General features: G+C 50.3%; 17 protein-coding genes and 1 riboswitch. Of the genes, 2 read left to right on the top strand and 15 right to left on the bottom strand.

Features of this window, described 5'->3' with window-relative positions; genetic code table 11:
• Positions 1–5: 5 nt before the first annotated feature.
• From ACFVVF_RS00260 to ACFVVF_RS00240, 5 genes are all read right to left on the bottom strand, one after another.
• Positions 6–1286, bottom strand: coding sequence for a sugar ABC transporter substrate-binding protein (locus tag ACFVVF_RS00260; RefSeq protein ID WP_387804332.1), 1281 nt, complete (start codon positions 1284–1286; stop codon positions 6–8).
• Between the two features lie 112 nt (positions 1287–1398).
• Positions 1399–2949 carry a response regulator gene (locus ACFVVF_RS00255; RefSeq protein ID WP_387804330.1) on the bottom strand — a complete coding sequence of 517 codons (1551 nt, stop codon included), beginning with the start codon at positions 2947–2949 and terminating at the stop codon, positions 1399–1401.
• A complete protein-coding gene (locus tag ACFVVF_RS00250) occupies positions 2946–4724 on the bottom strand; it encodes a sensor histidine kinase (RefSeq protein WP_387804328.1) in 1779 nt (592 codons plus the stop codon). Before ACFVVF_RS00250 ends, ACFVVF_RS00255 begins: the two co-directional genes overlap by 4 nt.
• Positions 4725–4963: 239 nt before the next feature.
• Positions 4964–5920: a DMT family transporter gene (locus tag ACFVVF_RS00245; protein WP_387804326.1), complete on the bottom strand. Its 957-nt coding sequence runs from the start codon at positions 5918–5920 to the stop codon at positions 4964–4966.
• A 163-nt stretch (positions 5921–6083) separates the two neighbouring features.
• A riboswitch (FMN riboswitch) is annotated at positions 6084–6233 on the bottom strand.
• Positions 6234–7021: 788 nt separating this feature from the next.
• Complete coding sequence (locus ACFVVF_RS00240; RefSeq protein ID WP_387804324.1) at positions 7022–10957, bottom strand: discoidin domain-containing protein; 3936 nt, start codon at positions 10955–10957, stop codon at positions 7022–7024.
• A gap of 907 nt (positions 10958–11864) precedes the next feature.
• On the opposite strand from ACFVVF_RS00240, the gene ACFVVF_RS00235 reads away from it, so the two are divergent.
• Positions 11865–13208: a lytic polysaccharide monooxygenase gene (locus tag ACFVVF_RS00235; protein ID WP_387804322.1), complete on the top strand. Its 1344-nt coding sequence runs from the start codon at positions 11865–11867 to the stop codon at positions 13206–13208.
• Between the two features lie 106 nt (positions 13209–13314).
• Here the strand turns inward: ACFVVF_RS00235 and ACFVVF_RS00230 are convergent, their stop codons facing one another.
• The 9 genes from ACFVVF_RS00230 to ACFVVF_RS00190 form a co-directional block, all read right to left on the bottom strand.
• Positions 13315–14019, bottom strand: coding sequence for an HD domain-containing protein (locus ACFVVF_RS00230; protein WP_387804320.1), 705 nt, complete (start codon positions 14017–14019; stop codon positions 13315–13317).
• 43 nt (positions 14020–14062) lie between these two features.
• Positions 14063–14818 (bottom strand): MBL fold metallo-hydrolase, encoded by a 756-nt coding sequence (locus ACFVVF_RS00225; protein WP_387804318.1) that lies wholly within the window; start codon positions 14816–14818, stop codon positions 14063–14065.
• Positions 14815–16563 (bottom strand): ABC transporter ATP-binding protein, encoded by a 1749-nt coding sequence (locus tag ACFVVF_RS00220; protein ID WP_387804317.1) that lies wholly within the window; start codon positions 16561–16563, stop codon positions 14815–14817. Before ACFVVF_RS00220 ends, ACFVVF_RS00225 begins: the two co-directional genes overlap by 4 nt.
• Before the next feature lie 16 nt (positions 16564–16579).
• Positions 16580–17359, bottom strand: coding sequence for an energy-coupling factor transporter transmembrane component T family protein (locus ACFVVF_RS00215; RefSeq protein ID WP_387804316.1), 780 nt, complete (start codon positions 17357–17359; stop codon positions 16580–16582).
• Between the two features lie 16 nt (positions 17360–17375).
• Entirely contained in the window at positions 17376–17969 is a 594-nt protein-coding gene (locus tag ACFVVF_RS00210) for a hypothetical protein (protein WP_387804314.1), read from the bottom strand.
• 16 nt (positions 17970–17985) lie between these two features.
• Entirely contained in the window at positions 17986–18693 is a 708-nt protein-coding gene (locus ACFVVF_RS00205) for a Crp/Fnr family transcriptional regulator (protein WP_387804312.1), read from the bottom strand.
• 69 nt (positions 18694–18762) lie between these two features.
• On the bottom strand, positions 18763–19239 hold the full coding sequence (locus ACFVVF_RS00200; RefSeq protein ID WP_387804310.1) for an NUDIX hydrolase: 477 nt from the start codon (positions 19237–19239) through the stop codon (positions 18763–18765).
• Between the two features lie 213 nt (positions 19240–19452).
• Positions 19453–20952, bottom strand: coding sequence for an IMP dehydrogenase (locus ACFVVF_RS00195; protein ID WP_387804308.1), 1500 nt, complete (start codon positions 20950–20952; stop codon positions 19453–19455).
• A gap of 211 nt (positions 20953–21163) precedes the next feature.
• A complete protein-coding gene (locus ACFVVF_RS00190; RefSeq protein ID WP_387804306.1) occupies positions 21164–23914 on the bottom strand; it encodes a glycoside hydrolase family 2 protein in 2751 nt (916 codons plus the stop codon).
• Positions 23915–24056: 142 nt separating this feature from the next.
• Between ACFVVF_RS00190 and ACFVVF_RS00185 the strand changes: the two genes are divergently transcribed.
• Complete coding sequence (locus ACFVVF_RS00185; protein WP_387804304.1) at positions 24057–24995, top strand: ArsR/SmtB family transcription factor; 939 nt, start codon at positions 24057–24059, stop codon at positions 24993–24995.
• A 77-nt stretch (positions 24996–25072) separates the two neighbouring features.
• Here the strand turns inward: ACFVVF_RS00185 and ACFVVF_RS00180 are convergent, their stop codons facing one another.
• Complete coding sequence (locus ACFVVF_RS00180) at positions 25073–25705, bottom strand: SGNH/GDSL hydrolase family protein (RefSeq protein ID WP_387804302.1); 633 nt, start codon at positions 25703–25705, stop codon at positions 25073–25075.
• Between the last annotated feature and the right edge of the window lie 118 nt (positions 25706–25823).

The raw sequence follows: 25823 nt of genomic DNA, 5'->3' as shown, positions 1-25823 counted from the left end.
GCTGCTTATTTTTGCAAAACGCCGTCAATTTTCGCTTGCGCTTCTTGCGCCGCCGCTTCCGGTTCGGAGTACAGCGTCAGCACTTTGCCCAGCGCTTCGGAAATCGCGTTGGAAATTTCCGGCCATTTCGGATGCGGGCCGCGAGGCTGCGCATACTCCATGTTTTGGGCAAACACTTTCAATTTGTCGTTATCCGTCCAGTAAGGATCGCTTGCAACGTCTTTGCGGGCCGGGAAATAGCCGAATTTCTGTGCAAAGTCTTTGCTCACTTCTGGAGAAGCAACATATTTAATGAATTCAACCGCTTCCGGTATATTTTTCCCGTTTACGACGCCAAGGTTTTCTCCGCCAAGCACGGAGGCAAACTTCTTGTCTTTCGGAACGAGCGCCAAGCCGTACTTCAAGTCTGGAGCTGTTTTCTCAATATCTGGGATTTGCCAAGGACCGTTGATCATCATCGCCAGCTTGCCCGCCGCGAACTGCTTCATCACGTCGGATTGCGTCCAGTTGATCACTTCCTTGCTCATTGAGCCGTCTTTAATGAGGTCGGACAGCAGCGAGAAAGCTCTTACGCCGTCTGTCGAAATTTGATCAAAGGTTGCACCAGTCGACAACAGCCAAGGAAGAAACTGGAATGTACCCTCTTCGTTTTGCGGAGCGCTGACGCCAAGCCCTTTAACGCCGTCTTTGGTCAGCTTTTTCGCCGCTTCTCTCAGCTCATCCCAGGTTTGCGGCGGCGTTACGCCGGCATCCTGAAGCATTTGTTCGTTGTAATAGAGCGCCAAGTTGTTGCTGCCGAGCGGAATGCCGTATTGTTTGCCGTCATAGGAGGCGGACTTCCACGGTCCTTCGAAGAACTGATCCTTTTCCGGCCAATCCTTCAACTGCTCCGTAATGTCTGCGAACAGTCCCATTGCCGCGTAAGCTGCATGATCGGGATTATCGATAATGACGATGTCCGGAAGCTCAGATGCGGTCAGGCCAACCGACAGCCGTTTTTTGAAATCCGCGAATGGGATATACACCGGATCTACTGTAATGTTAGGGTTTTTAGCCGTAAAGCCGTCCGTCAACGACTTCACAATGTCAAACTGCGCTTTGCCTTCAAAATAAAACCACAGTGTCAGCTTCTTCGGCTCGCTGGCACCTTTGCCTTCGGCCGTCTCATTGGAACCTTTGCTCTCCTTATTGCCGTTTCCGTTTCCATTGCCTCCGCCGCAAGCTGCCAGCGTCAAGGACAATACGAGCAGCATAGCCAGCATCCATAAACCTGATCTTTTTTTCAACTTTTTCCCCCCTGAAGTGACAATACTTTGTGATCACGTCTTCAGTTTATGGTTTTGAAAGCGTTTCATAAATACGAAATATTTAATAAAGGTGGACGATCTTAAACGAAAATCATCCCCTGTTCAGTTTTTGATATTCAGCCGGCGACAAGCCAGTCATCTCTTTGAACACGCGCGAGAAATATTTCGGATCGGGATAACCTGCCCGCTGTGCAATTTCGAACATTTTCAGACCCGATTCAAGCAGCAGCTCCTTCGCTTTGCGAATGCGATGCTCCTTCAGAAACGCCGTGAAATTGCGGCCCGTTTCCCTTGTGAACAAACTGCTCAAATATTCCGGAGTAATGTGCAGCTCAGCCGCAATCTCCTCCAGCGTCACGCCGTCCGTGTACCTTTCCTGAAGAATGCGAACCGTTTTTTGAACGATCATGCTGTAAGGAACCGGGTTGCTTTCCGGCCGGATTGCCGTTAACTGCCGTGCGATGACAGCGAAAGCAGATTGCAGCTCCTTTCTCGTCTGTGACGACAGGATCGGGTGCAGCCATTCCTGCTGATAATCGAATGCGATACGTTCGCCATACAGATCGCTTACCGTTTGCAGCATCGCCGAGACGAGCCGTACCGATGCATCGATGATGTGCTGGGGATCATAGATGCCGGCATGACAAATATCGAGCCATTGGTTCAGACATTTTACCGCATCATCAGGCGCTTGTGCCGACACCGCCATTTTGAGCTTGTTTTCGATTGTAGACGGATACGAGAGCGCACGGCGTTCAAGCTGCAGCCGCTCCATCAGCCGTTCGTTCAGAATGGCAGTGCTGCCTTCCACAGTGATAAACCATTTCCTCCACTCTGCCAGCTGGTCGAAAGAAGGCTTCAACTGGGATACTTCGTCTAATTCTGAAAAGCTGATAACCGCAGACGAATCGATTTCGCGAACCCCCGGCACTAGTACATCCTCTAGATAACGCTGAAGCTCGCTATTTTCCGGGTCCGGTTGAACGAGCGCTGCCAGCGATTGGTCTTGCACGACCGAACAAACCGCTTGACGGCCATACGGCTTCAGCAAACTGCTGACGAGCGGCAGCATTCTTTCCGCAGCATCGTCAAATCGCTTGCCTAAATAAACGGTCACCAAATAGAGCGGCAAATTCTCCTTCAAGCTCATCCCCTGACCGATATAGGATGAAAGCAGCGGCCTGTCGATGTCCTCCCTGGCGAGGAGATGCTGCAGCAGCTGCTCAGCTTGCGCCGCCGCATTTCCTGCCGGCATACCCGCCGCTGACTGAAAACTGAGCTCCTCCTGCACTTTTTCCAGCGTAATTCTCAAATCCTCTGCTGTAATCGGCTTCTCCAGAAATTCGAACACGCCAAGCTGCAGTGCTTTGCGTGCGTACTCATACTCGGAAAATCCGGTCAAAATAACGGTTTTATGGCGATGCCCCCGCTCTTTGAGCTGCTGAAGCATCTCAATCCCTGTTGCTTGCGGCATTTTGATATCTGCTATAACGAGATCCGGCCGGAGCTCCTCAATGAGGCTGATGCCCGACAAGCCATTATCCGCCTCACCAATAACCTCATAGGCGGAGCCGAGCTTGCCGATTAATCTAATAATGCCGCTTCGTGTATTGTCCTCATCCTCGATTACGACGATTTTCATCCTGCCAGTTCCTCCTTTGATGACATTGCGGGAAGCAGGAGCTTAACGGAAGTACCCTCTCCCAAAACGCTTGTCATTGTGAATTCCGCTTGCTCTCCATAATGCATTCGCATTCTTTCAAAGACGTTGCGGATACCGATTGAATCGCCTCCATTTTCCGTAATGGCAGCACTTTCATGCTGAAGTTTCGTTAGCACAACCTCGTCCATGCCGATACCGTTGTCTTGAATGGTAATTTCCAAGCGGTCATCCGCTATGAACCGGAAACGAATCGACAGCACGCCGCCTTGCTTCACCCCCGAAAAACCGTGAATGATCGCATTCTCGATAATCGGCTGGAGCAGCAATTTCGGAATATAGAAATCTAATGCCGCTTCGTCCTTCTCGACGACACATTCGAAAGAGGAGCGGAAACGGTACTGCTGCAAAAACATATACCGGTCCATCCACATAAGCTCTTCCCTTACAGTGACCGGCTTGTTGCTGTCTTTGATGCTGTAGCGCAAAATTTGCGCCAGTCCCTTCAGCATCTGGCTAATCTGATGCTCGTCCTTTTCAATGGCAAGCCAATTGATTGAATCCAGCGTATTGTACAGAAAATGAGGGTTAATTTGCGCTTCCAAGGCCCGTATTTCCGCCTCCTTCCGCTTCTCGCCCGTGTCCCTTATTTCCTGCATTAAGTCGTTAATCGTCACCATCATCCGGTTAAAATGAAGCGCAATCGTCGAAATTTCGTCCTGCGACCGGTCATCCACCTGCACCGTAAATCCTCCATGCCTGGCAATGCGCATCGCGCCAACAACTTTGCGAATGGAAGCTGTTAATCGTCCTGAAAAATAGAAAATAAGCACTCCTGCCAATATAAGTGCCGCAACGCCGACCAGTACGCTGATACGCTGCATCGCGTACATTTCGTTGAACAGTTCCTTCTGATCGATCAAGTTATATACAGTAAAACCTGTTTTAGAATTGTAATAGGTGTTGCTGATCGTCGCAGCTGTCGTTACATCACCAATCGTTTTGCCGATGCTGCTCTGATCCGGGGAGGATACGATGGTGCCTTTGTTATCCGCGAGAAAATTGCGGCTTTCGAACGGCTGTTTGACATCGCTTTCAGGATCGGTCAAGTTAATCGCACTGGCCAATACAGATTCGTATACGGTAATGACAACGACCCCGATCCCCTCCAGATTTACACCGTTCAAATCGCTAAGCTTCCGTACCAGATGAAAGCCGTATTGCTCATCCCGGTTAATGGAGCTGATCTTCTCGGGAGCCGTCATAATTCCGTTTGTTTTATGAATAGCCGAGACGTATAACGGATGCTGCTGCAAATTGGTGGCTTCCGACCACAAGTTGTCATATGGGGACCCCGTTTGCTGATCATAGCAGATCAGTGAGCCGTTGCTCGTAAAGATCGCGACGCTGCGAATGCCGTATTTTGCATAGGAATAGGACGATAGAAGATTGATCAGCTTGCGTTTGCTCAGCTCGACATCCTCGTTGGGCACGTTGATCGCCTTCACAAGCCGAATCACATCGTCATTCGTTATAATTTGGAACAATAGGTCCTGATACGCCAGCAGCGAGATGTCCAGGTTCTTCGACGTTTGCAGCAAATTCGCCTGTACGAGGGCGTTAGTCTTCGTCTTCATTGCATCGGTGGACACGTAATACGAGATCATCTGTACGATCAATACCGGCAGCAAGCTAACCAGCATGAACGATACGATAAGCTTATTGCGGTAGCTGAAACGCCATTTTCTGGCTGCCAATCTGGACTCCCCCTTCGATTCGACACCTTTCTTTCATTAACATCTAACCTCAACAAACCGATAAAATGCAACCGTTTTCTTTTTATTGTACTTAGGACCTCAGTCCTGAAAAGACTGCACCGCGGGCTGGGAGCTGTGTTCTGTGCGTGCAAAGTTTATGTGATTCGGCATAAAAAAATCGCCGTGCTGGCGCAGCGGCGAGGAGATTTTACAAAATATGAGGCGGTTGCTCTATAACGCTATTTTTGAAGCGGCTGCTCCTTGTCCTGCTGTCTGGAGATGAAGAATAAGGTGACCCAAATGAGCAGGAAGCCTGTCAATTGCGCTGGCGTAATAATTGCTTTGAACGCGATCCAGTTCAGCAGCACGCCGACCATAGGGAAGCTGAGCTCCGCCAAAGTGGCGTAAGATGCTTTGATTTTGCTCAACCCTTTGTAATAAAGCAGCAGGCTTAGCAGACCCGGCAACAACGCTTGAAGCAGCAAATTGATCAGCACCGCGAATTGCTCGCCCGTACCTGCTGGAAACTTCCATATGGCGCCTTCAGACACGGTAATGACGAGCAGCAGCGGCAGCGCCAATACGAAGCGAAGCGAGGTGACAGTCTCATATTTCATCGTGCCAAGCAAGTAACGGCCCATTACGGTAGAGCCGCCCCACAGCAGCGCTGCACCAAGCGACAGCAGACTGCCGATTTGCATCAAATCATTAACATGGGTAAACGGCAGCGAGAAACCGAAGGTTAGCAAATATGTGCCGGCGACTGCCGCAAGGAACAGCGGGCCAATAAATCGAGGCAGTACTTCCTTCAGCAGCACTCTGGCCAAAATAATTGCGAACAGCGGCTGAAGCTTTTGAAGCAGCAGCACCGCATTGGGGTTGCCATGCGCCAGCCCCAGCGTGAAGAGAATGGTCGCCAGTGCCGAGCCGCCCCATGAAATAAAGAGCAGCGCTCCGACTTGGCGAAGCGATGTACCGCGCAGATCGGCGCGGTTTTTCCACAGCACGGGTGCTGCAGCTGCAAACAGAATTAAATGCTCAAGCAATACAATTTGCGTGGAAGTGAGCGACTTCAGCAGCAGGATGCGAAACACCGGATCGATGCCCCACAGGGCAGCTCCGATAACGACTAACCAAAACTCCATACGAACGGGTTTGGTCCGGACAAGCGGTGGTGCAGGAAATGAATGACTCATAATAATTGACCTTTCCGAATCAAGGACCGGGCACAACATACAGCGGCTGCATGTTCGCCAAAAAAGCCCCGATTCACGCGAATACGCGAATCGGGGCTGCCCAAATAAAGCTGCGAAAACAGAAGCTGCGTCAAAATTGAGCGCGCTTGCCCGCATCAGTACTTGTGATCTTCTTCCATCCGGACTATACCGTCGGCCTTGGATTTGCACCAAGTCAGTCCCCTTGCCGTAGTCGGCTCAGAGAGTCGCGGGCTTCGTTCAACGAGGAACGTTTACCGCCGGTCAGGAGTTTCACCCTGCCCCGAAGATCCTTATTCATTTGATGTGTAGTAGTTGTTTTGTACCGTTTACGAACGGAACGTTTGTAAAGCATAGTATCACAGTCGGAAATGAAAAAGCAAGCACAATTTTCATTCCTGCGATCTCGCAGCACGGCGAGTGATGTTCGTCGGTTGCTTATCTAACTGTTGCTTAAAGTAATCTGCGTGTTTGTATGCCGTAACTTCCCAGACTTCCACTGACGATCAGCCGCCAAAGGGGAATCAAAATGCAAATGTGCATTTTGATAAGGCCAAAACTCCCCAAAATCGCTATCAAAATGCAAAAATACATTTGAAATCGCTCAATTTCGGCTTATGTAAGCTTTTCAGCACAATCAACCTGCACTTTTACATTTTGACGCCATAAAACGCCGAAGAAGCCGCCAACAACCTGCACTTTTACATTTTGATTCAACATTTCTATGACAAACCCGGAGAATCAAACTGCGCTGCAGTGTCGCCGTATGCTGCTGATAAAGCTTCATGATGCCTTATAGCGAACCAGCTTCGCAAACTAACGAACTGAACTTCGCTACAGAATGCGAGAATAACTCTGCCATTCCGCACAGCGAACTAAATTTCGCAATTCGCGAACCTAGATTCATGGAAAGCGAAGTTTGGTTCACTGTAGAGACAGATATAACAATCTGCAGGGTCTCCAGCGAAAATAGCTTCGTTAAAAAGCGAACGAGCTTCGCTATTTTTGACTGAAGCCCCAGCTTCCCCTAAAACATCAAAAAGGCGTTCCGAAGAACGCCTTCCTGACTCTGCCACACGCTGCTTAGTTAATCGTCACAATAAATCCGTTCTGAATGTAATTCACATTCGGATTAGCGATATTGCTCGTCGTCAGGTTGTTGAACGTTGCCGAGCCATTTCCGGTATAAGTGTAGATGGCTGCACCTTTATGCGGCGATGTGAAGCGGGACGTCTCGATGCCGTCTAAGCCCGTGCCGTTGATGTTAATGTTGTTGAACACGATATTTTCGAACCCGCCGCCATAGCCGAATTGAATAGCGCTGCGCTGGGTGTTGATGATATCGATGTTAGAGAACGTGACGTTTTTAATGGAGTCGTTGGAAGCCTCCAAGTCGATTGCGCCCCGTTCGCCATTATACAGATCTTTACTCGTGCCGCTGTTGATAATTGTCGTATCCGAGAACAAAATGCCCGTATTATTCTGGAAATGATGTCCTGGGAATACGGTATTCATACGGATGCCGGAGCCTCCAACCGTATCGACAATCAGGTTGTTCGTCGCTTTGTGGCCGCCGCCGCCAAAGAAGGCGATAGCTGCCGCGCGCCAGTTGTTCTCAATTGTGTTGAAGGAGAACGTATTGTTTACGCCAGCAGGCGCTCCGTTGACATTACTCGTCCATACGGCGAGTCCGTCATCACCGTTATTGCGGATGCTGCTGTTGCGTACAGTCGAATTGCTCGTTCCTTGCGCAAAGTTGATGCCGTCTGCAAGGTTATTCCGCACGCGGCTGTTTTCGATCAGAAGATTATCGGCGTAAATCGCAGGCGTATGCGCATAATCGCCGACCCAGAAGCCGCATTCAAAGTGCTCAACCCACACGTTATGCACTTTGGAGTTTTTACCAAAATTGTCCATAAACGCTTTGTAGATAGCCTCCTGATTGTAACGGGATCTCAAGTTGGAATTCATATAAATATGGCTGAAATCCAGCTTCCCTTTAACCCGGAACGATATGCCGCCTGACGCTGCATTTGCATTCGTAAATTGAATGTTTGTATGCCAGATTCCGGCACCAACAATCGTAATATCGTCGATCATATTACTAACCGAACCTATTTTCCACATGTTGCCCAGATGGAATGTTCCTGCCGGAATATACAGCGTTTTGCCGGAGGCGACCGCCGCCGTTACAGCAGCTTCGAAAGCAGCAAGGTCATCATTGCCGTCATTTGCAATTGCACCGTAATCCGTTACAGACACGGAATTGGCAGGACGCGGAACTACGACTGGCACAGGCTCGATTTCGAGGAAATCAACGCCATATTCCAGACTGTCTCCATTCCCCTTCTGGATGCGGATTGTGTCACCGCTTTGGAGCGGAGTATCCAGCTTCCAGTGGACTTCATCAAAGCGGAACAGCGGACGGCCTCCTCCTGGAGCATCGGCAGGATGGTCGCTGTTGAAATATTGCCAGCTATAATAGGAAGTCAGGGATACCGTCTTCACCTTGACGCCATTGACATAGACATCAAGGGAGCCGTTCAATCCCATACCGTTAGCCGAATCAGGCATCGTAAATCTCATCGTGACACCCGCTCCGCCTTCGCCAGGACGAACAGTCCATTGCGCATACGAGCCGTTAGACGGAAGCGCGATATAACGCTGACCGGAAGCTTCTGAGGCAGTTAACGCTTGGTCAAACGTAGGTGCCGACTGCAGAGTAGCACCGCCTCCGCGTGTAGCATCATCTGTATCATATCGGCTGTAAGGCATGCTTGCACCGCGTGCCGAATAGACAACCAGACTTGTCGTGCTGACGTTATTCGTCTGTTTGATTGGAAGTTCATTGGCATCTGCAGCGACCGTTACCGTTACGCTGTAGGTACCCGTTGCCGCAGTCCACGTTCCCAGATTAATGTTAACAGAAGCTCCGGCAGCCAGAGTGCCGGTGTAAGATCCGCTATAGGTCTGAATTGTCGCTCCTGCCCCATTTTTCAAGACCGCTGTAACGCCATGAGCGCCGCCAGCCGAAGCGATATTGCCTTGGTTTTTAAGATTTACTGTAAAAGCCACAGCGTTATTGGCCGCAGGCGTGTTCGGTGTCCATGAAACCGTTCCTACCAGGTCCGAGCTTGCGACCGGAGCAACCGTTAATGGAACGGTATGCGTGTAGCTATTGTTTGTCTTATTTTGCTCGATAATGAGATTGCTCTCATCGACCTTGGCATTGACTGTATAATTCGCAGCTGCCTTCTCTCCCACATTGAGAGATACCGTTGCCTCGGCACCGGCTGCAAGCGCACCTACAGGAGCAGAGCCTGCCAATGTATTATTCAGATAAAAATTAACTGTCGTTGCCGGAGCACCGGCATTGCCGATATTTTTCACAACAGCGTTCAGCGTAATAGCGTTCGTCTCAATCGGCGCAGACGGCGTCCATGAAATGCCGGTTACCGTCAAATCCGGATTGGGAGACGGCGTGCCAAACACTTGAAACTCTGCCACTTGTCCGCCCGGAGCACCGGAGTTGGACGTAAAGCTCAGCTGAAGCCGCTTCACTGTAGCTGTAACCGGAATCGTAACCGTATTTCCGCTTGCCGGATTAAACGTATAGGATTGTGCTGACACCAAATTGCTGAAGCTCGTCGTATTCTGATTATGTCCCAGCACTTGAATCGTCTGTGTACGTGTTGACCATGCCGCGGACGGATTAAGCTTCAGTACAATCGATGTCACGTCATGATTCGCTCCAAGATCAAGCGTGAGCGTGCTTGAGCTGCCGCCGCCCTCCCAGTAAGTATCGGTGCTGTTGTCAATTGCGTTGGCCGCTACAAAAGATTGCGTGCTTGAAGAAGCCGAAATTGCTTTGCCGATCGCAATGTTGCCGCCTGGGTTAGCTGTAGGCGTCACAGTTGGCGTCGGTGTTGGCGTTACTGTTGGTGTTGGTGTTGGTGTTGGTGTTGGTGTTGGTGTTGGTGTTGGTGTTGGTGTCGGTGTCGGTGTCGGTGTCGGTGTCGGTGTTGGTGTTGGTGTTGGTGTTGGTGTTGGTGTTGGCGTTGGCGTCGGTGTCGGCGTCGACGATGCCGCCACTGTAATCTGATCCAAATTAACGTTGCCGGTATCGCCAGCATCGTATTTGTAAGCAATCGTGTTATTGCCGGCATTCAAAGCGACTGTCTCTGCCTTGGTCCCCCAAGTGTCCCAATTAGCTAAGCTGGACAAGGAGGTTTGCCGGAGTTTGTTACCGTTGGTATAAAGGCTGAGCGTCTTAGCGCTTCCGCTGCCGTTGGCGTATTTCAGCGTCACATCATAGTTGCCTGCTGAAGGTACATTGACTGTAAAAGTCGTCGCAGCGCCTTGCGTCCAGTAACCGTCAACAAAACCCGTACCCGAGTAACCGGTATGGTCGGTATTCACTTTCGCTCCTCCGGATAGCGCCGCAGACTCTGCTTGGTACGTGCCCGGTGCAGACGGCGTAGGACTAGGCGTCGGTGTCGTTCCGCCGCTGCCGTAAATTTCAAATTCCGACAGCTGTGCCGCTGGCCATTCCGTATTAGCCGTTACATTCAAACGAACGTAGCGTGTGCTGGCCGCAGTAAAGTTAATGGTGACCGCATTGCCTGAAGCAGCGTTGAACGTATAACCCGCCGATCCGACAATATCTGTAAAAGATGAACCGTTCGTGCTGCCCTGAACGGCCAGCGTTTGCGTTCTGGAGCCCCAGCTTGCAGGCAGCTTCAGGACAATCTGGTCAATGCTTGTACTGGCTCCCAAATCGACTTGAATCCATTGCGGGAACGCATTGTTCGTACTTTCCCAATACGTGTTCTGATCGCTGTCCTTCACATTGTTCGGGCTATACGTCTGAGATTGGCCGCTTGCCGTTATCGTCTTGCCCAGCGTGAGATTGGCACCGCCAGCTGCATGCACTGGCGCCGACGGGCCTGCCGACAGCAGCAGGCTTGAAATCAGCATCGTCACTGCCAGCGACCATGCAACATACTTCTTGTTGCGCATTATATTCCTCCTCAATAAAAATGGGATGCGAGAGCATGCGTAAACCTTCCAAATCAAAAAAAATGATAGCGGTTACAATTCATGATGTCTCACTTCGACGTTTTCCGTCTTTCTTCTTCCTCCGCCTCACCTGCCTTTACCGGATTAACTGCCGGCTGCCCCCCTTTCCATGTCATACATTCCCATTATAGAGACAGAGACGGCCAAGCTATAAGATGCAATATTACGAAAAATGTATGCGCTTCCACTTTGTTTGGAAAATACCCCCATTCCTGACGGCAAAGCCCTTTCAATGCCTTCATTTTTAATGTCGCCGGCCGCTGTCCTTCAGCCGCATTGTTTCGACATATCCAACATTTCCCCAACTTCTGTTAGTTATTTGTACCTATAAAAATTTCAAAAAAAGCCTATCCGCATGCTCGTCCGCTTCCTGCACAACCCTCAAATCGATAAAATCATCACGTCCCAAACTGCAACTAAAACGCCGGAAAAACAAGATTTTCTGCGCATTAGAGACTTATATTTGCAAAAACCAATCATTTTTTTGATTATCCACTCCAAAGGACTCAGGTCTAATTTACAAATTTACCATATAATGAAATCGAACAAAGCAATGATCCTCCCGCTAGTCATGAGTAAGCAGCACCCTGGTTTGCCAAATCTCAGCATACTCCCTCCCTCTCTTCTTCTAACGTTCCTTCTAATCATTGAACACTTTATCTTTGAATACCGCAGCCTGCCGCAAATGAATTCAGTTGACCTTGAGATTCGATATGAACTCTCTTCTTGAGTTTATATATTAATCTTTTGGAAAGGAGCTTGCCTATGAAATGACATAAGCTTGGTCCGATTTATTGCGCTGCCGTCCAGCCAAAGTGGTTCAAAAAAATTTGAAGGAGGTTCATTTATGACGTCATTTCGAATTTATAACGTATCGCTGTCCAAATTGATCGGTATCCTGCTCATTGCCGTAATTTCCATGCTTATGCTTACGGAGAAAGCCGCTTTCTCTCACGGTTATGTGGAAGGGCCGGCAAGCCGGGCCGCGCTTTGCAAATCGGGGCAGAACACCGATTGCGGTTCAATCATCTACGAGCCGCAAAGCTTGGAAGCGCCCAAAGGCTTCCCTGCCGCCGGTCCTGCAGACGGTAAAATCGCAAGCGCAAACGGCGCGTTTCCTAAGCTCGACGAGCAGTCGGCAACCCGCTGGTCCAAAGTCAATATCTCCGCCGGCAATAACACATTCACTTGGAAGCTGACCGCTGCTCACGCTACGGCAAGCTGGAAATACTACATCACGAAGCAAACCTGGAATCCCAATGCCCCTCTTACCCGCGATTCCTTTGACTTAACACCGTTTTGTTCCGTCAGCTACGGCGGAGTACAACCGCCATTCACTTACTCCAATACTTGCAACGTGCCAGCGCGCACCGGCTATCAAGTCATTCTGGCCGTCTGGGAAATCGCTGATACTGCAAACGCTTTCTATAACGTTATCGACGTGAACTTCAGCGGCAGCAACCCGGTTGATACCACTGCGCCATCCGCTCCAGGAACGCTGACTTCTCCATCGAAAACAACAACCAGCGTCTCGCTGTCATGGGGGGCCGCAACCGACAATGTCGGCGTAACTGGCTATCGGATATTTAACGGAGCCAACCAGATCGCTCAAGTCTCGGGATCAACGCTTACTTACACGGCAACCGGCCTTACTGCCAATACCCCTTATACATTCAGCGTCAGAGCGATTGACGCCGCCGGCAACGTTTCGGCAGCAAGCAATGCGATAACAGTAACAACTAATCCTGTTGTCGGCAATGATACGCAGCCGCCAACCGCTCCAGGGGGCTTGCATGTTATGGGGGCGCCAACCTCATCAAGCATTCAGCTCATGTGGAGCCCGTCTACGGACAATGTAGGAGTGACTGGCTACCGGATCTACAACGGCTCGACTCTCGTTACGACGACATCCGGCACTGCTACTTCCTATACCGTAACGGGACTTAGCGCAAGCACAACCTACACATTCAGCGTCTATGCCATCGATGCAGCAGGCAATCAATCGCCTGCAAGCACAGTAAGCGGCACGACCGCCGCAGCCTCTACAGCACCTGCTTGGGCACCAAATACCGCTTATTCGGTTGGCGCTCTTGTAACTTACGGAGGCTCTGTCTATGAGTGTAGACAGTCCCATACCTCCCTCGTTGGCTGGGAGCCATCAAACGTTCCTGCCTTGTGGCTGTTGAAATAATTTATCAGCTGTTTATTCTTAAAAAAGGTTGCGCAGCGAATGGACGAAGCTGCGCAACCTTTTTTAGATTCAATCTTCTGCTTTCTCTGCATTCCTCATCAATAATTTAGCGGCTATCAAGCTTAAGTTCATATTCGAGCTGCTTAACGAAATGAACTAGAAATTGATGCCGTTCGGCCGCCAAACGCTGGCCCGGTGAGGTATGCATCCCGTCGGATAAATTCAGCAATTTTTCATAGAAATGACGATACACGGAACCCTGCGGCTTTTGACCAGGGTCAAATACACCGCCGGACCATTCTTCATCGTCTGCCAGTGGCAAGCCATGCGCACCTCCAAACATAAAGGTTCGTCCAATTCCGATTGCGCCAATGGCATCGATCCGGTCCGCGTCTTGCAATAGTTGTTCATCAACGGACAAAGGCGCCCTTTCCTCACTGCCGGCAAACGGATATTCCTCATGCCGCGATATCGCCTGCAGCACATGTTCAACGCGGTCCTCATTCAAATACGGCACTAGCAATGCTCCAAACTCATTACGCAATTCATCCACCGCTTCCGGTCCATAATGAAGCCGGCCTGTCTGCTTCTCCTCTTTGCGGTAATAATCATGCAGCAGACCGGCTGCCATCGCAATTTCCTGATCCGCCCCAAGCTCAGCTGCAATATCTGCAGCCAGCTCCATGACACGAACCGCGTGCAAAAAATCATGTCCCGTGGAATCGTCATTCATTTTTAGCCAAACCTTTTCCATAACCGGCTCGAACCATGCTGGAAGCTCCAGCCGGACAAAAGGAAATTTACTGCTCATATCAGCCTTGCCTCCTTCCGTGAATTCCAATTCCAAATTCCCGCTACCAAGCGAGCCATTCATGCTGCCGAAGCAGCTTCATGCCGCGCAGCTCCTGCTCCGATTGAATGGCCGGCACCTCGCCATAATGCATTAAGTACAACCGGCTGCGTATTTCTTCCGGGTACTCGCGCAGCTCCTCCAAGCCGGCATGGACCGGATTATAGATGAAGCTTGAATCATGATAAAACGTTTCTATGCCCTGTTCGGCCAAGGTGCGAAGCAGCTCTTCATCTGCCTGCATATCGGAGCTGTAAAACAAGCGTTCATCCATAATCAGCGAGCAGCTAAACTTGGAAGGCACATGACGTGTCTGCAGCCAGCGCGCCGTCAGTCCCGCTGACGAACCGGCAGAGAATGAAAAACGCTCTCCTTCCTCGACCCAATGCACTTCAAAATAGTCGTCCAGTGCTGCTCTGCCTTCTGCTTTGTTCTCCAGCGTTCCGCTCAAATATTTATCCCATATGAGTCCTTTTAAAGGAGCTGGAAGCCACAGCTTCATCTTCCTTCCCGCCGCGTAGGCGCCATAGAGAGCCGCCTCTTCCAAGCCACCGCAATGATCATAATGAAGATGAGTAATGAATATGCCCTCAATATCCTCAAAGCCAAGACCGATTTCATGCAGGCTTTGCCATGCCATCGCTCCGCAATCAATAAGAAACAGCCGTCCTTCTGCATCAATTAATGCATTGTTATGATAAGTCGTTTTGCAGAACCCGTTGCCGACACCCAGCATCATCATCAGAAATGGCTGCTTCATCGGAGCACTCCTTTGGCAGCCGTCTCTATGACTCCCTCTACTCTATGAATGTGAGCGATGAACTCCTCTGAGGTCAGCGACGGTATAGGCCAGCCCAATGAATAGGAAAGCTCGACTACAGGCGGAAGCGTAATCTGATGACGGTGCAGCTCCTCTTTTTTGGCGAAAATATTACGGGTTGGCTCATCCCATTGAATTTGTCCGCCCGACATGACGATCGTTCTCGGCACATAGTCGGCTACCACTCGCATGTCATGAGTAAGCAAAATGATCGTATGGCCCTTCTGCCATAGCTTCCGGATATAGCTCATCATCTCTTGACACCGCAAGGAATCCAGCCCCGTTGTCGGCTCGTCCAATATGATAACCTCCGGCTCCAGCGCCAGAATGGACGCGATCGCCACTCTTCGCCGCTCTCCCCTGCTTAGAAAATGCGGATGCTCATTCAAATAACTGTCAATATTCAACAGCTTCGTGACCTGTCTTACCCGTGCATCGATTTCCTCCGCCTTCAGCCGCTGAATATGCAAGCCGTAGGCCACTTCATCATATACCGTTCGGCGGACAAACTGAAAGTCCGGGTTTTGGAAAACGAAGCCGACATGCTGCACTCTCTGGTCGGCCCCGTAGGAATTCGCCTGCTTCCCATGAATAAGCACTTCGCCGCTGGAAGGCTTCAACAGCCCGGTTATCAGCTTGCATAAGGTTGATTTGCCCGCTCCGTTATGGCCGATGATTGCGGCAAATTCGCCTTGCATAATTCGCAAATCGACCGGCTTGATCGTCAAGTCGGTATCACGCTTCTTATACTTGAACCTGACTTGCTTGAGCTCAATAATTGGTTTCGCGGAACGAACAGGTTCCTCCTGATGTGCTCGCCCGCTGTCCGCCCAATCAGACCCCGGCTTATTTCTTCCATGCCGTTCTCCCAATTCCTCTTCAAGCTCCGCCACCGTCAACGGGTCACCCCCGTCCGATCTGCGGACGCCAAGCTGCCTCGATAGCTGTACAATCTGCGGCATAGGAAGCAGCTCACGAACAGCCTGATGGTCAAATACGCGCGCAGGAGGCGCATCCGCAATGATTCGCCCGTTCGCAACGACGATAACCCGATCTGCATGCGGGAGTGTAACATCCAGGTTATGATCGACAAATACAACTGTATAACCCCACTGGCGATGCAGCTCGCATATCGTCTCCATAACCATCTCTTTTCCCATCGGGTCCAGCTCGGCAGTTGGTTCATCCAGCACGATTACTTTCGGCTGCATCATCAGGCAAGCCGCAATGGCTACCCGCTGCTTCTGCCCGCCGGACAGCTCCAAGGAGGAGCGAAGCAGCAGCGGCTTGATCTGCACCTGTTCAGCTACCTGAGCCAAACGGCGGTCAATTTCCTCTACGGGAACGCCCATATTTTCCAAAGCAAACGTCAGCTCTTCCTTAACCGTTCCTCGAACGAGCTGCCATTCCGGGTCCTGAAGCACCGTTCCGACAACCGATACAAGGTCATACGGGAACGTCTGCTGGACGTTAATGCCGTCCACCTTCACGCTGCCTTCATAGAGCGAGCCTTCCATTTCATTCGGGATCAGCCCGTTAATGGAGAAGCACAACGTCGATTTTCCGCCGCCGCTTGGCCCGGTTACAAACACAAATTCACCTGGATTAATTTGCAGATTTAACGTATGCAGCAGGGGCTCCTTGGACGATTCATAACGGCAGGAGTAATTGTCAAATCGGATCATAGCTCTGCCCCCTTGTCTAAAGTTTGTACAACCATTGCAGCGTCAGCCACGCTGCAGTCAATAGTGCCGCTGTTGATATGGCCCAGCAGTCAATGGCCGATAAGCGCGGATTGTAATAGTACGTTCTTTTATTTTTTCTTCCGACGCCTTTTAACGTGAGTGCAAAGCTGGTCGTACGGAACCGCTTCAAGAATACGAATAATACCGGGATAAGCAGGCTGGCAAACCGCTTGGTTCGCGTCAGTATGCCTCCAGAGCGGAAGTCAACTCCCCGGCAATATTGAGCATCCATGACCGTCTTCACATCGAAGATCATCAAGCTCCAGTAACGCAGCGCGAGCGATACCGCCAAGGTCAGAAATTCAGGCAAACCAAACCTTTTCAACCCGATGACCAAATCTTCCGGTGAGGTCGTGAACAGCAAAATAAAAAATAATAGCGACCAAATCAGCATTCTCAAAATAAACGTTACCGCAAATAAAATATTGCCGGAGGAAATTTGAAACATCCAATAGCCGAACTCCTCGTGCACGTATACCTGTCCGCCCATATCTGCGAAAAAATAAGTCAAGCTCATCGTAAAGGCAAGAAGCCCGACAGGAATCAGCAGCAGCAAATGGGTTTTCGGCGGCCGGATATAGGTGAACAAACCAGAGCAAACCAGCAACAAGACCAATAGACTCGCTGGCTGCTCCATGAACAAAGGAACTAACGTTAACAGAATTCCAAAGATAATAATTTTGGTGAAGCCATGCATGTAATGAATGATGGAGTTCGAAGGATAATACAACTGCATCTTATTTCTCCCCTTATTAGCCCCAGAACCGTTTGAAAAACAACCCTGACTTATTCATATAATCGGACATCCATGCGAACAAAATCGGACTTAGCACCGCTGCTGTCAGTGTATTGCTGACCTGCATCCAAGCCCAGACCGTGGTCCACACCACATTGGCCGGAACCTTTTGAAAGATAATGAGATTAAGCGCCACCAGTACGGTTCCCGCCAGCATGCCCAATATAACAACCAATATAAAATGAACGCGGTCTTTCATGCTTTCCAGCCTTGCTTTGCGGAACATGACGCCAGGAACAAAGCCCATCGCAAATTGCGCCAGCAGAGCGAGCGGATACACGGCAGGGTTCATGCCGACAATCAGCATGGAGAGGACATTGCCGACAACTAATCCGGCTGAGCCCCATAGACCAAACCAGATTCCGAACAACGGGGCAAACACAGCGGCCGGATAAATCGCCTGCACCGTACCGATTTTAATAGGAAAGTACCGGGAGATATAAATCGTCGCTCCATAAATTAATGCGCTAATAACGATGGCAACGATATGGCGGGCGGAAATATTTTTTTGCGCCATACCGCGCTGCATCGGGTTCGATAATTGCGTCATAAGTCAATCACTCCTATTATGATTTGCTTTCAAGCTCCTGCAGCTCTTTCTCTAATAAATAGCGGCTCCACTCATTGCATATAATCTGATTTTTCTGGACAAAAATCATTCTGCGGTCCTTAAGATCCTTCAGCACCCGGTTAATACTGCGTACTGAGACCCCCCACTCTAAGGCGATATTTTCCCGTGAGAAGGCAATCATGCAGGCGACATGCTCATTAAAGTCAAAATGCTCGAGCTGCTTGTACAGGTAGCGGGCCAGCCGGTGACGAAGCGACATAGACATGTGGTCAATTGACTTTTGTCCGGCTTCATAGAGCTTTTTGGACAGCTGTCTATTCAATATGAATACAAATCCGGGATCCGCCGCGATCCATTTGCGGTATATCGCCGTATTCAGGGCAAGTACAGAGCCTTTAGCCGATGCGACAACCGAGCATACGTATGGCCGGTCGAGAGCGATCTCAATATCGCTAATTAATTCCCCGGGGTAGAGGTAAGCCAGAATGACCAAATGCCCGTCGTCCAGCGTATGCTGAACTTTAAACTCGCCTTCGGTGACGATATAGAAGTAATCCGCCATCCTTCCCTGCTCGCAAACCATCTCATGAGGCTGCACACTAGCAATGCTCCAATGTCCCAGCAAGTCAGACGGCATATGGGCAAGCATATCGTTTAACCAGCCATGCTTTTGTCTGAGCTTGTCTATGATTCCGTCCTTCATCCTAATCCCTCGTATCCGTGCATGATTTCTCTCATTATGCCCTGGAAATGAATGAATAGATGCAAGGCATCAATAATCGCGCATCGCTCCGGCTAGGATTCGTTTTGCCGCCATTCGAACCGGCTCCGGCATCGGCTGCTCATCCATCTGTTCAGCAGACAGCCATATCCCTCCCTCTTCATTCTCACTAAGCGCGACTTGCTCTCCTGTTACTTGTCCCAAGTAGATCAAGTCAATATGATCATGCTCCTCATCAATCGGTTCAAGTTGAATCGCAATGGGCACAGCTAGTATCGTCACTCCATCCTCCAGCGGTTCATGACCAGCCGATGTTAAGAGCCTGATCGGATATCCGGTTTCCTCCAACACCTCCCGCAGCGCTGCCTCATCAGGCGTTTCATTCTCATCCAGATGGCCGCCAGGCGGCAAATAACTGCCGACAAATGGCGGTTTCGTCCTCCGGACAAACAGCAGGCGGTCCCCGCTCTCGTTCAGCACATATACGGTTGCACTAAACTCCCGGCGCCGTCTCTTTAAAGGCTCCATACGTTTCCCGTCACTCTCCTGTTGCTGTATTTGTGATGCAGTCTCATTAAACAATGAAAACCGTATTGGCAGAAAGGACATTTGTCCCGATTAACAATACTTTAATAGTCGCGGCGTTTTGCCGGCTTAAATAATCAGCAGTTCAATCAACGCAAAAAAAAGCTGAATCCCTATATAATAGAGATTCAGCTTCCTCAACATTGCTATTATCTTTTACTCAGCGGACAATCCGTTTTCCTTCATAATAACGTCATGGGCTCCGCCTTCAACGAGGCTGGTTGCCGAGACGAGTGTAATACGGGCGTTGTTCTGCAATTCTTCAATCGAAATCGAGCCGCAGTTGCACATCGTCGATTTGATTTTATGAATCGTTTTGTCGAGGTTTTCCTTCAGCGTACCGGCATAAGGAACGTAAGAGTCCACGCCCTCTTCGAAAATAAGTCCTTGCTTGCCGCCTGTGTCATAGCGCTGCCAGTTGCGGGCGCGATTCGAGCCCTCGCCCCAGAACTCTTTTACAAAATTGTTGCCGACCTTAAGCTTCTTAGTCGGGCTCTCGTCAAAGCGGGCAAAATAACGGCCCATCATAACGAAATCCGCGCCCATTGCGAGTGCCAATGTGATGTGGTAATCATGAACAATACCGCCGTCGGAACAGATCGGCACATAGATGCCAGTCTCTTTGTAATATTGCTCTCTCGCTTCAGCGACTTCCATCAGAGCCGAAGCTTGGCCGCGGCCGATGCCTTTTTGTTCACGCGTAATACAGATAGAACCGCCGCCGATGCCGACCTTCACGAAATCCGCACCGGATTCCACCAAGTAAAGGAAGCCTTCACGGTCAACGACATTGCCTGCACCGATCTTCACGTCAAAGTTTTCTTTCACATATTTGACCGTCTCGTACTGCCATTCGCTATAGCCGTCTGAGGAGTCGATAACGAGAATGTCTACGCCCGCTTCGACAAGCGCCGGCACTCTCTCTTTGTAATCCTTCGTGTTAATGCCTGCGCCTACGATATAAGACTTGTTCTTGTCCAGCAATCCATGCGGATTTTCTTTGTCTGCATCATAGTCTTTGCGGAATACAAGATGCTGCAAATGCTGATTCTCGTCTACGATAGGCAGGCAGTTCAATTTCTTTTCCCAGATCAGATCATTTGCTTCTGGAAGCGTAATGCCGGATTGTCCATAGATTAAGGACGAGAACGGCGTCATGAATTGACTGATTGGCTTGTCCAGCGAATCCCGGCTCAATCTGTAGTCCCGGCTTGTTACGATGCCAAGCAGCTTGCCGCTGGAAGTGCCGTCCTCGGTGATTGCAACTGTGGAGTGGCCATTCTCTTCTTTCAAGTTCAGCACGTCCTGCAGCGATTGGTCAGGCTTGAGATTGGAGCGGCTTACGACAAAGCCAGCCTTATATTCCTTAACCTTGCGCACCATCGATGCCTGATCTTCAATCGACTGCGAGCCGAAGATAAAAGAAATACCGCCGCATCGAGCGAGTGCAGTCGCCATATTATGGTCGGAGACAGACTGCATGACCGCTGATGAGAACGGTATATTCAAAGAAATCGCAGGCTCTTCGCCTTTTTTAAACTTCGTGATCGGCGTTTTCAGATCGACGTTGTTCGGCGTACAGTCCTTTGTTGTCAAGTTGGGGATCAACAGAAATTCGCTAAATGTACGGGATGGTTCCAAATAATAGGTTGCCAATGCGCTCACTCCTCAACTTTTTTAATAGTTATAGCGGTAAAGCTGACCTTATAAATTCTAAATAATATAGCAGATTACTTTTTGTTAGTCAAGACCCTATTCAAACCTCTACTCTTATTATACCCTACTTTCATCCCGACAGAGAAAGGAAAAAGCTTCAAGCGCGATGCTTGAAGCCTGTGAAATCGTCTATTGCTTCTATCGTTATGGATCAACGGTATCGGATCAGCAGATCGATCGGATATCGCCCTGCATTGCGCCCATATAGCGCTAAGCCTCCGTCTCCCGCTTGCAGCTCCAACGTAAAGCGCCTGCTTTCGTTAAGCTTCGCCATGAGCCTGGAGGGTACGATCACCTTGCATAAATAACCGTAGGAGCCGCCCTCCTCCAGCTTCCTGTCCGTCGCTTGATAGTGCCAAGACAACATCCCCCGGCTGTCGGCCGGATCATCCTGCAGACGGAATTCGGATGCTGTTACTCCATTAATGACAACTGACAGGTCTGTGCTATGAACCTCTTCATCTGTCATATAATACGTATTCGGGTTGTACTCTACGTTAGCATTGGCACCATGCATGAATTCAATACCATGCTGATGAATTTGCACTCCTTCACGATTGCGCGCCAGCATCCGTTTTGCGCTCGCCTCGAACATAATTTCGATCTCACTCAGCAGCGATTCCTGTTCAAGCTCCGGCAGCACAACCTCGTAGACGAATTTGCCTGCTTCGCCGCCGTTCACTTTATGTCCCCCGAGAGCCTTCCATTCATAGTTGAAGTTGTGCTCCAAATAGCCGGCGACAGGAATGCTCAGCCACTGGCCCTCCAAGCTGTATTGTCCGTCCTTCTGACCGCTTCGTACATCAAAAGTAGTGAAGTTCCGCGTTATTACGTTGCCTTCTGCGTCAACAAGCTGCAGCGCCAAGACGGCTGCAGCGTCTTCCATGGGCATCGACAAGCAAAGCTCTGGAAGAGCGGAGACCCCATAGCCGGACCAAGTGACGCCGAATGAGCCGCGGCCGTCGGTGATTCTCGTCCCCAATCTGTCATGCCACAGCTCCCATAAGATATACAAGGTCTGTCCATGATACCGGTCCGAGTAGCTGGAACGATGCAGCTTAAGCGTTACGGAGTCTCCGGTGCTTACCGTCTGGCATGGCGGCGCGTCGATGACAACAAAGTCAGCCGTATGCAAATCACGCAGCGTCATGTCCGGTACATAAGCTTCGTAGCCGAAATGCTTATCCGTTCCGTCCAGCCGGTAATAGCCGTTGAATTCATTCGTTACATCACGGAATTCGGTAAACACAAATCCGCAAAGCTTGTCATGCCGCCGGAATTCATTAAGCATATAGCGGTAATGCCATGCAAGATCGCTGTCGCCGGCGCCGCCGTCATCGATGCCCCATACATTGCCGCATTCACTGTTCATAAGCGGGGCATCCGTCTGTGTATTGCCTCCAATATAATTGTAGGATGAGCCTGCGAACGACTGGCTAACGACTTCATTCAAATGAGTGCGAACCTGCTCGTATCCATTCATATAGAAATGCCAAGTATTAATGTCCGTCTCCACATGATCATTGTTGCAAGGCGAGTTATCCTCTACGATTCTCGTCGGATCAAGCTGCTTCGCCCAGCGATATTGCTGTCTGCCCCATTCCTGCGTCTCCGGCAAATAGCTGCTTAGCTGCGAGCCGCCTGTCAGTCCAGTCTCGCTGTCTCCTGTCTTCAATCCCCAGGTTTCATTGAACATGACCCAAGCAATGATGCTGGGATGATTATAATCGCGATGAATCGTCTCTGCCGCTTCGCTTTCATATGCCGCTCTAGCCGTTTCATCCGGGTTGCCCCAGAAGCAAGGCATATCCTCCATGACCAGCAGGCCAAGCCGGTCCGCCCAATACAGCTTGCGCGGCTCCTCCGGCTTAATGTGAATACGGACGAAGTTCAGCCCCAGCCGCTTCATCAAATAAATGTCCTCGCGCATCTCTTCATCGGTCGGGTATGTAAAGTAGCCCGTGCGATGATAGGACTGATCTAACGTGCCGTTGAGATAAACCGGCTTGCCGTTCAACGTAATCCACTTGTAATCCCGTTCTCCGAATTTGGCAGTGCCAATCTCACGAATACCGAAATAGGTGCTGATTACATCGGTGCCGAAATTTCCTGCCAGCTTCAGCTCTCCTTCATATAAATACGGATTCTCAGGACTCCAGAGCCGAGGCTCCTCTATCATGAAGCTAGTCTCGATTTCATTGCGCCCGGCTTGGAGCTGAAGCGGCAGCTCATGCTGGACTGCGGTTCCCCCGAACTGGAAAAGAAGCTGGGCCGCTTCGCCTTCGATAGCGGATTCTACGACAGCCGTAACCTTCACGGTTCCGTCTATAGACGTATTGAACTTAGCGCTATCCACATAAGCTTGAGGACGGGCCTCCAGCCATACCGGCTGCCAAATGCCGCGAATCTCGCCATAGCCTTGCTTGCCGCGCGCCTGATGGTCCCGATCGAAATCCTCCACGCGTACGACGATGACATTCTCCTGGCCGGAATTCCAGACGCCGGTGATGTCGAATTCAAAGGTGCCGTAGCCGCCTCGATGGGAGCCGGCTGCAGCACCGTTGATCCATACTTCGCATGCGTAATCGACAGCCCCAAACCGCAGGAATAGCCTGCTGTTTGCCGCAGCAGGACTCCAGCTCAGCGATCGCCGGTACCAGCCGATTCCTTTCTCATCTCTTCCTATTCCGGATAACGGACTTGACCATGAGAACGGTACTGTAATTATCTCCTCGAAATCCGCCTTATGCTGCCAATTGTCCTCCAGCCCTTCATTACCGTTATCGAACTGAAATTGCCAAGCCCCATTCAAATTAAGCCAATCCGTACGCTGCCAATCAGGACGCGGGTACTCCGGGCGCGGAATTGCATGGTCAACCGCTGTTAACAAAGGAGTTGCCAAGCTTACACAACCTTTCATCATTGGAATTAACGTCATCATATCAGCAATATAACAAAAACACAATGTATATTATAAATTTACAATATACAAAAATCGTTGTACACTATTACTAATAAGATTCAAAGGGAAGCAGGCTGCGAAAATGAATGAAACCAAGCAAGAAACGATCCGTTTTCCATCCTCGCGTATCGTCGAGATCGCCAAAGCATTGTCAGGCGACGTGCGCGTACGGATTCTGGAGGCGCTGGGCGACAAGCCAATGAGCGTCGGTCAATTAGCCGATGCACTAGGCGTCGCCCAGCCGACCGTCTCCATCAATGTTCAAATGCTGGAGCAAGCCGATCTGATCCTTTCCTGGCAAGGTGCCAACCGGGAGAAAATCTGCTCCGTCACCTGCCGCTCCATCGTATTGGAGCTGCCGGCGAAGCCGGGTGACGGGCTGCACCGGATTGAAGAAATACATATGCCAATCGGCATGTATGCCACATGCTCCGTGCAGCCGACCTGCGGTATGGCAAATCGCGAAGGGGCTATTATCGGCTCATCCGATGATCCGCGCGTATTCTACATGCCGGAGCGTACAGATGCCGCGCTGTTATGGTTCTCCGGTGCAGGCTACGTGGAATATTATTTCGCCAATCCGATGCCGCCCGGCGTTCAGCTTGACGAGATCGCATTGCGGGCTGAGCTCTGCTCCGAGGCTGCAGGATCATGTGAGGACTGGCCCTCCGACATTTCGCTGACGATCAATGACCTGCCGATCGGCAATTGGACGAGCCCCAGCGACTACGGCGATCGTAAAGGCAAGCTGACTCCTGAGCGATGGAGAAGCGGAACCGAATACGGCATGCTTACCGAATGGCGGGTCAACCGCCAAGGCAGCCTCATCAACGGCTCCAGCTCCTCGCCAACAACAATTGATGAGCTGGCATTATCCTTCAATCAGCCTATCCGTGTCCGGCTGGAAGTTAAGACCGATGCCGTCAACCGCAACGGCATGAATCTGTTTGGCTCGGCCTTTGGCGATCATCCTCAAGATATCGTCCTCTCATTTATCCGTCATACCGAGTCATCCGGCTAGTTTTACCAATGAAGGTATGACAAAAAGAACCGGCCCCTTTGCGTAAAGGAGCCGGTTCTTTGATGTCATTCAATAAATTAACCGTTTGCTTGTACAGCGTTCAGCCAAGCATTAGCGATCAGTTCTTGTCCCAGACGGTCAGGATGAACGCCGTCCGACGCCAGCTCGCTAATTGGCGATTGCGTGCTCGCTGCAGCAAACAGGCCGTCGATCGGCACATACAGCGTGCGGAATTCTCGCGCCAGTTCGCGAACCGCGTAGATTTTCGGATCCAGATCCTCACGCCATGCATGGCGGTCTTCCGTATTCGGCAATACAAACGGCTCGATCAGAATCAGCGAAGCGTCGCTGTTTTCCTTCGTACGCAATATCAGCTTGCGGTAGCCCTCGTAATAGTTCTCAGTTGACGTAGGATCATTATTGTCATATCTGCGCCAGGTATCGTTAATGCCCACGTAAATGGAGAGCCAGTCCGGCTTCAAATCAAGGCAGTCCTCATCCCATCTGCGTGTCAGATCGGGAACACGATCACCGCTTATGCCGCGGTTAAGAAAGGTTACGTTATGATCGGGATAAAGCCGGGCGAACTTCTCCGCAATAATATGTACATACCCGTTGCCCAAATGGGAAGCGTTGTCTCTGTCTCTTCCTGCATCGGTAATGCTGTCCCCTTGAAAAAGCACTTTTGCATTTGTTTGAATCAGCGTCATCGTCGAAATCGCTCCTTCGCTAGCTGTAGGAATATATTGCTATCGTCTATTATGAACGCTGAATTGCTCCCTGAATAGTTCAAAATTTAATTATTTAGGCCGGAATCTGACTGTTTTG

It is taken from the genome of Paenibacillus sp. NPDC058174 (genome assembly GCF_042883865.1).
Classification (GTDB): Bacteria; Bacillota; Bacilli; order Paenibacillales; family Paenibacillaceae; genus Pristimantibacillus.
The sequence above is the reverse complement of the archived record's forward strand: the minus strand, read 5'-3'. Positions and strand labels throughout refer to the sequence as shown.

What these genes read in the sequence shown, in the direction of transcription:
- ACFVVF_RS00255 (WP_387804330.1), bottom strand. Translation starts at nt 2,949, where the DNA reads ATGAAAATCGTCGTAATCGAGGATGAGGACAATACACGAAGCGGCATT.
- ACFVVF_RS00245 (WP_387804326.1), bottom strand. Translation starts at nt 5,920, where the DNA reads ATGAGTCATTCATTTCCTGCACCACCGCTTGTCCGGACCAAACCCGTT.
- ACFVVF_RS00240 (WP_387804324.1), bottom strand. Translation starts at nt 10,957, where the DNA reads ATGCGCAACAAGAAGTATGTTGCATGGTCGCTGGCAGTGACGATGCTG.
- ACFVVF_RS00235 (WP_387804322.1), top strand. Translation starts at nt 11,865, where the DNA reads ATGACGTCATTTCGAATTTATAACGTATCGCTGTCCAAATTGATCGGT.
- ACFVVF_RS00230 (WP_387804320.1), bottom strand. Translation starts at nt 14,019, where the DNA reads ATGAGCAGTAAATTTCCTTTTGTCCGGCTGGAGCTTCCAGCATGGTTC.
- ACFVVF_RS00225 (WP_387804318.1), bottom strand. Translation starts at nt 14,818, where the DNA reads ATGAAGCAGCCATTTCTGATGATGATGCTGGGTGTCGGCAACGGGTTC.
- ACFVVF_RS00220 (WP_387804317.1), bottom strand. Translation starts at nt 16,563, where the DNA reads ATGATCCGATTTGACAATTACTCCTGCCGTTATGAATCGTCCAAGGAG.
- ACFVVF_RS00215 (WP_387804316.1), bottom strand. Translation starts at nt 17,359, where the DNA reads ATGCAGTTGTATTATCCTTCGAACTCCATCATTCATTACATGCATGGC.
- ACFVVF_RS00210 (WP_387804314.1), bottom strand. Translation starts at nt 17,969, where the DNA reads ATGACGCAATTATCGAACCCGATGCAGCGCGGTATGGCGCAAAAAAAT.
- ACFVVF_RS00205 (WP_387804312.1), bottom strand. Translation starts at nt 18,693, where the DNA reads ATGAAGGACGGAATCATAGACAAGCTCAGACAAAAGCATGGCTGGTTA.
- ACFVVF_RS00200 (WP_387804310.1), bottom strand. Translation starts at nt 19,239, where the DNA reads ATGGAGCCTTTAAAGAGACGGCGCCGGGAGTTTAGTGCAACCGTATAT.
- ACFVVF_RS00185 (WP_387804304.1), top strand. Translation starts at nt 24,057, where the DNA reads ATGAATGAAACCAAGCAAGAAACGATCCGTTTTCCATCCTCGCGTATC.
- ACFVVF_RS00180 (WP_387804302.1), bottom strand. Translation starts at nt 25,705, where the DNA reads ATGACGCTGATTCAAACAAATGCAAAAGTGCTTTTTCAAGGGGACAGC.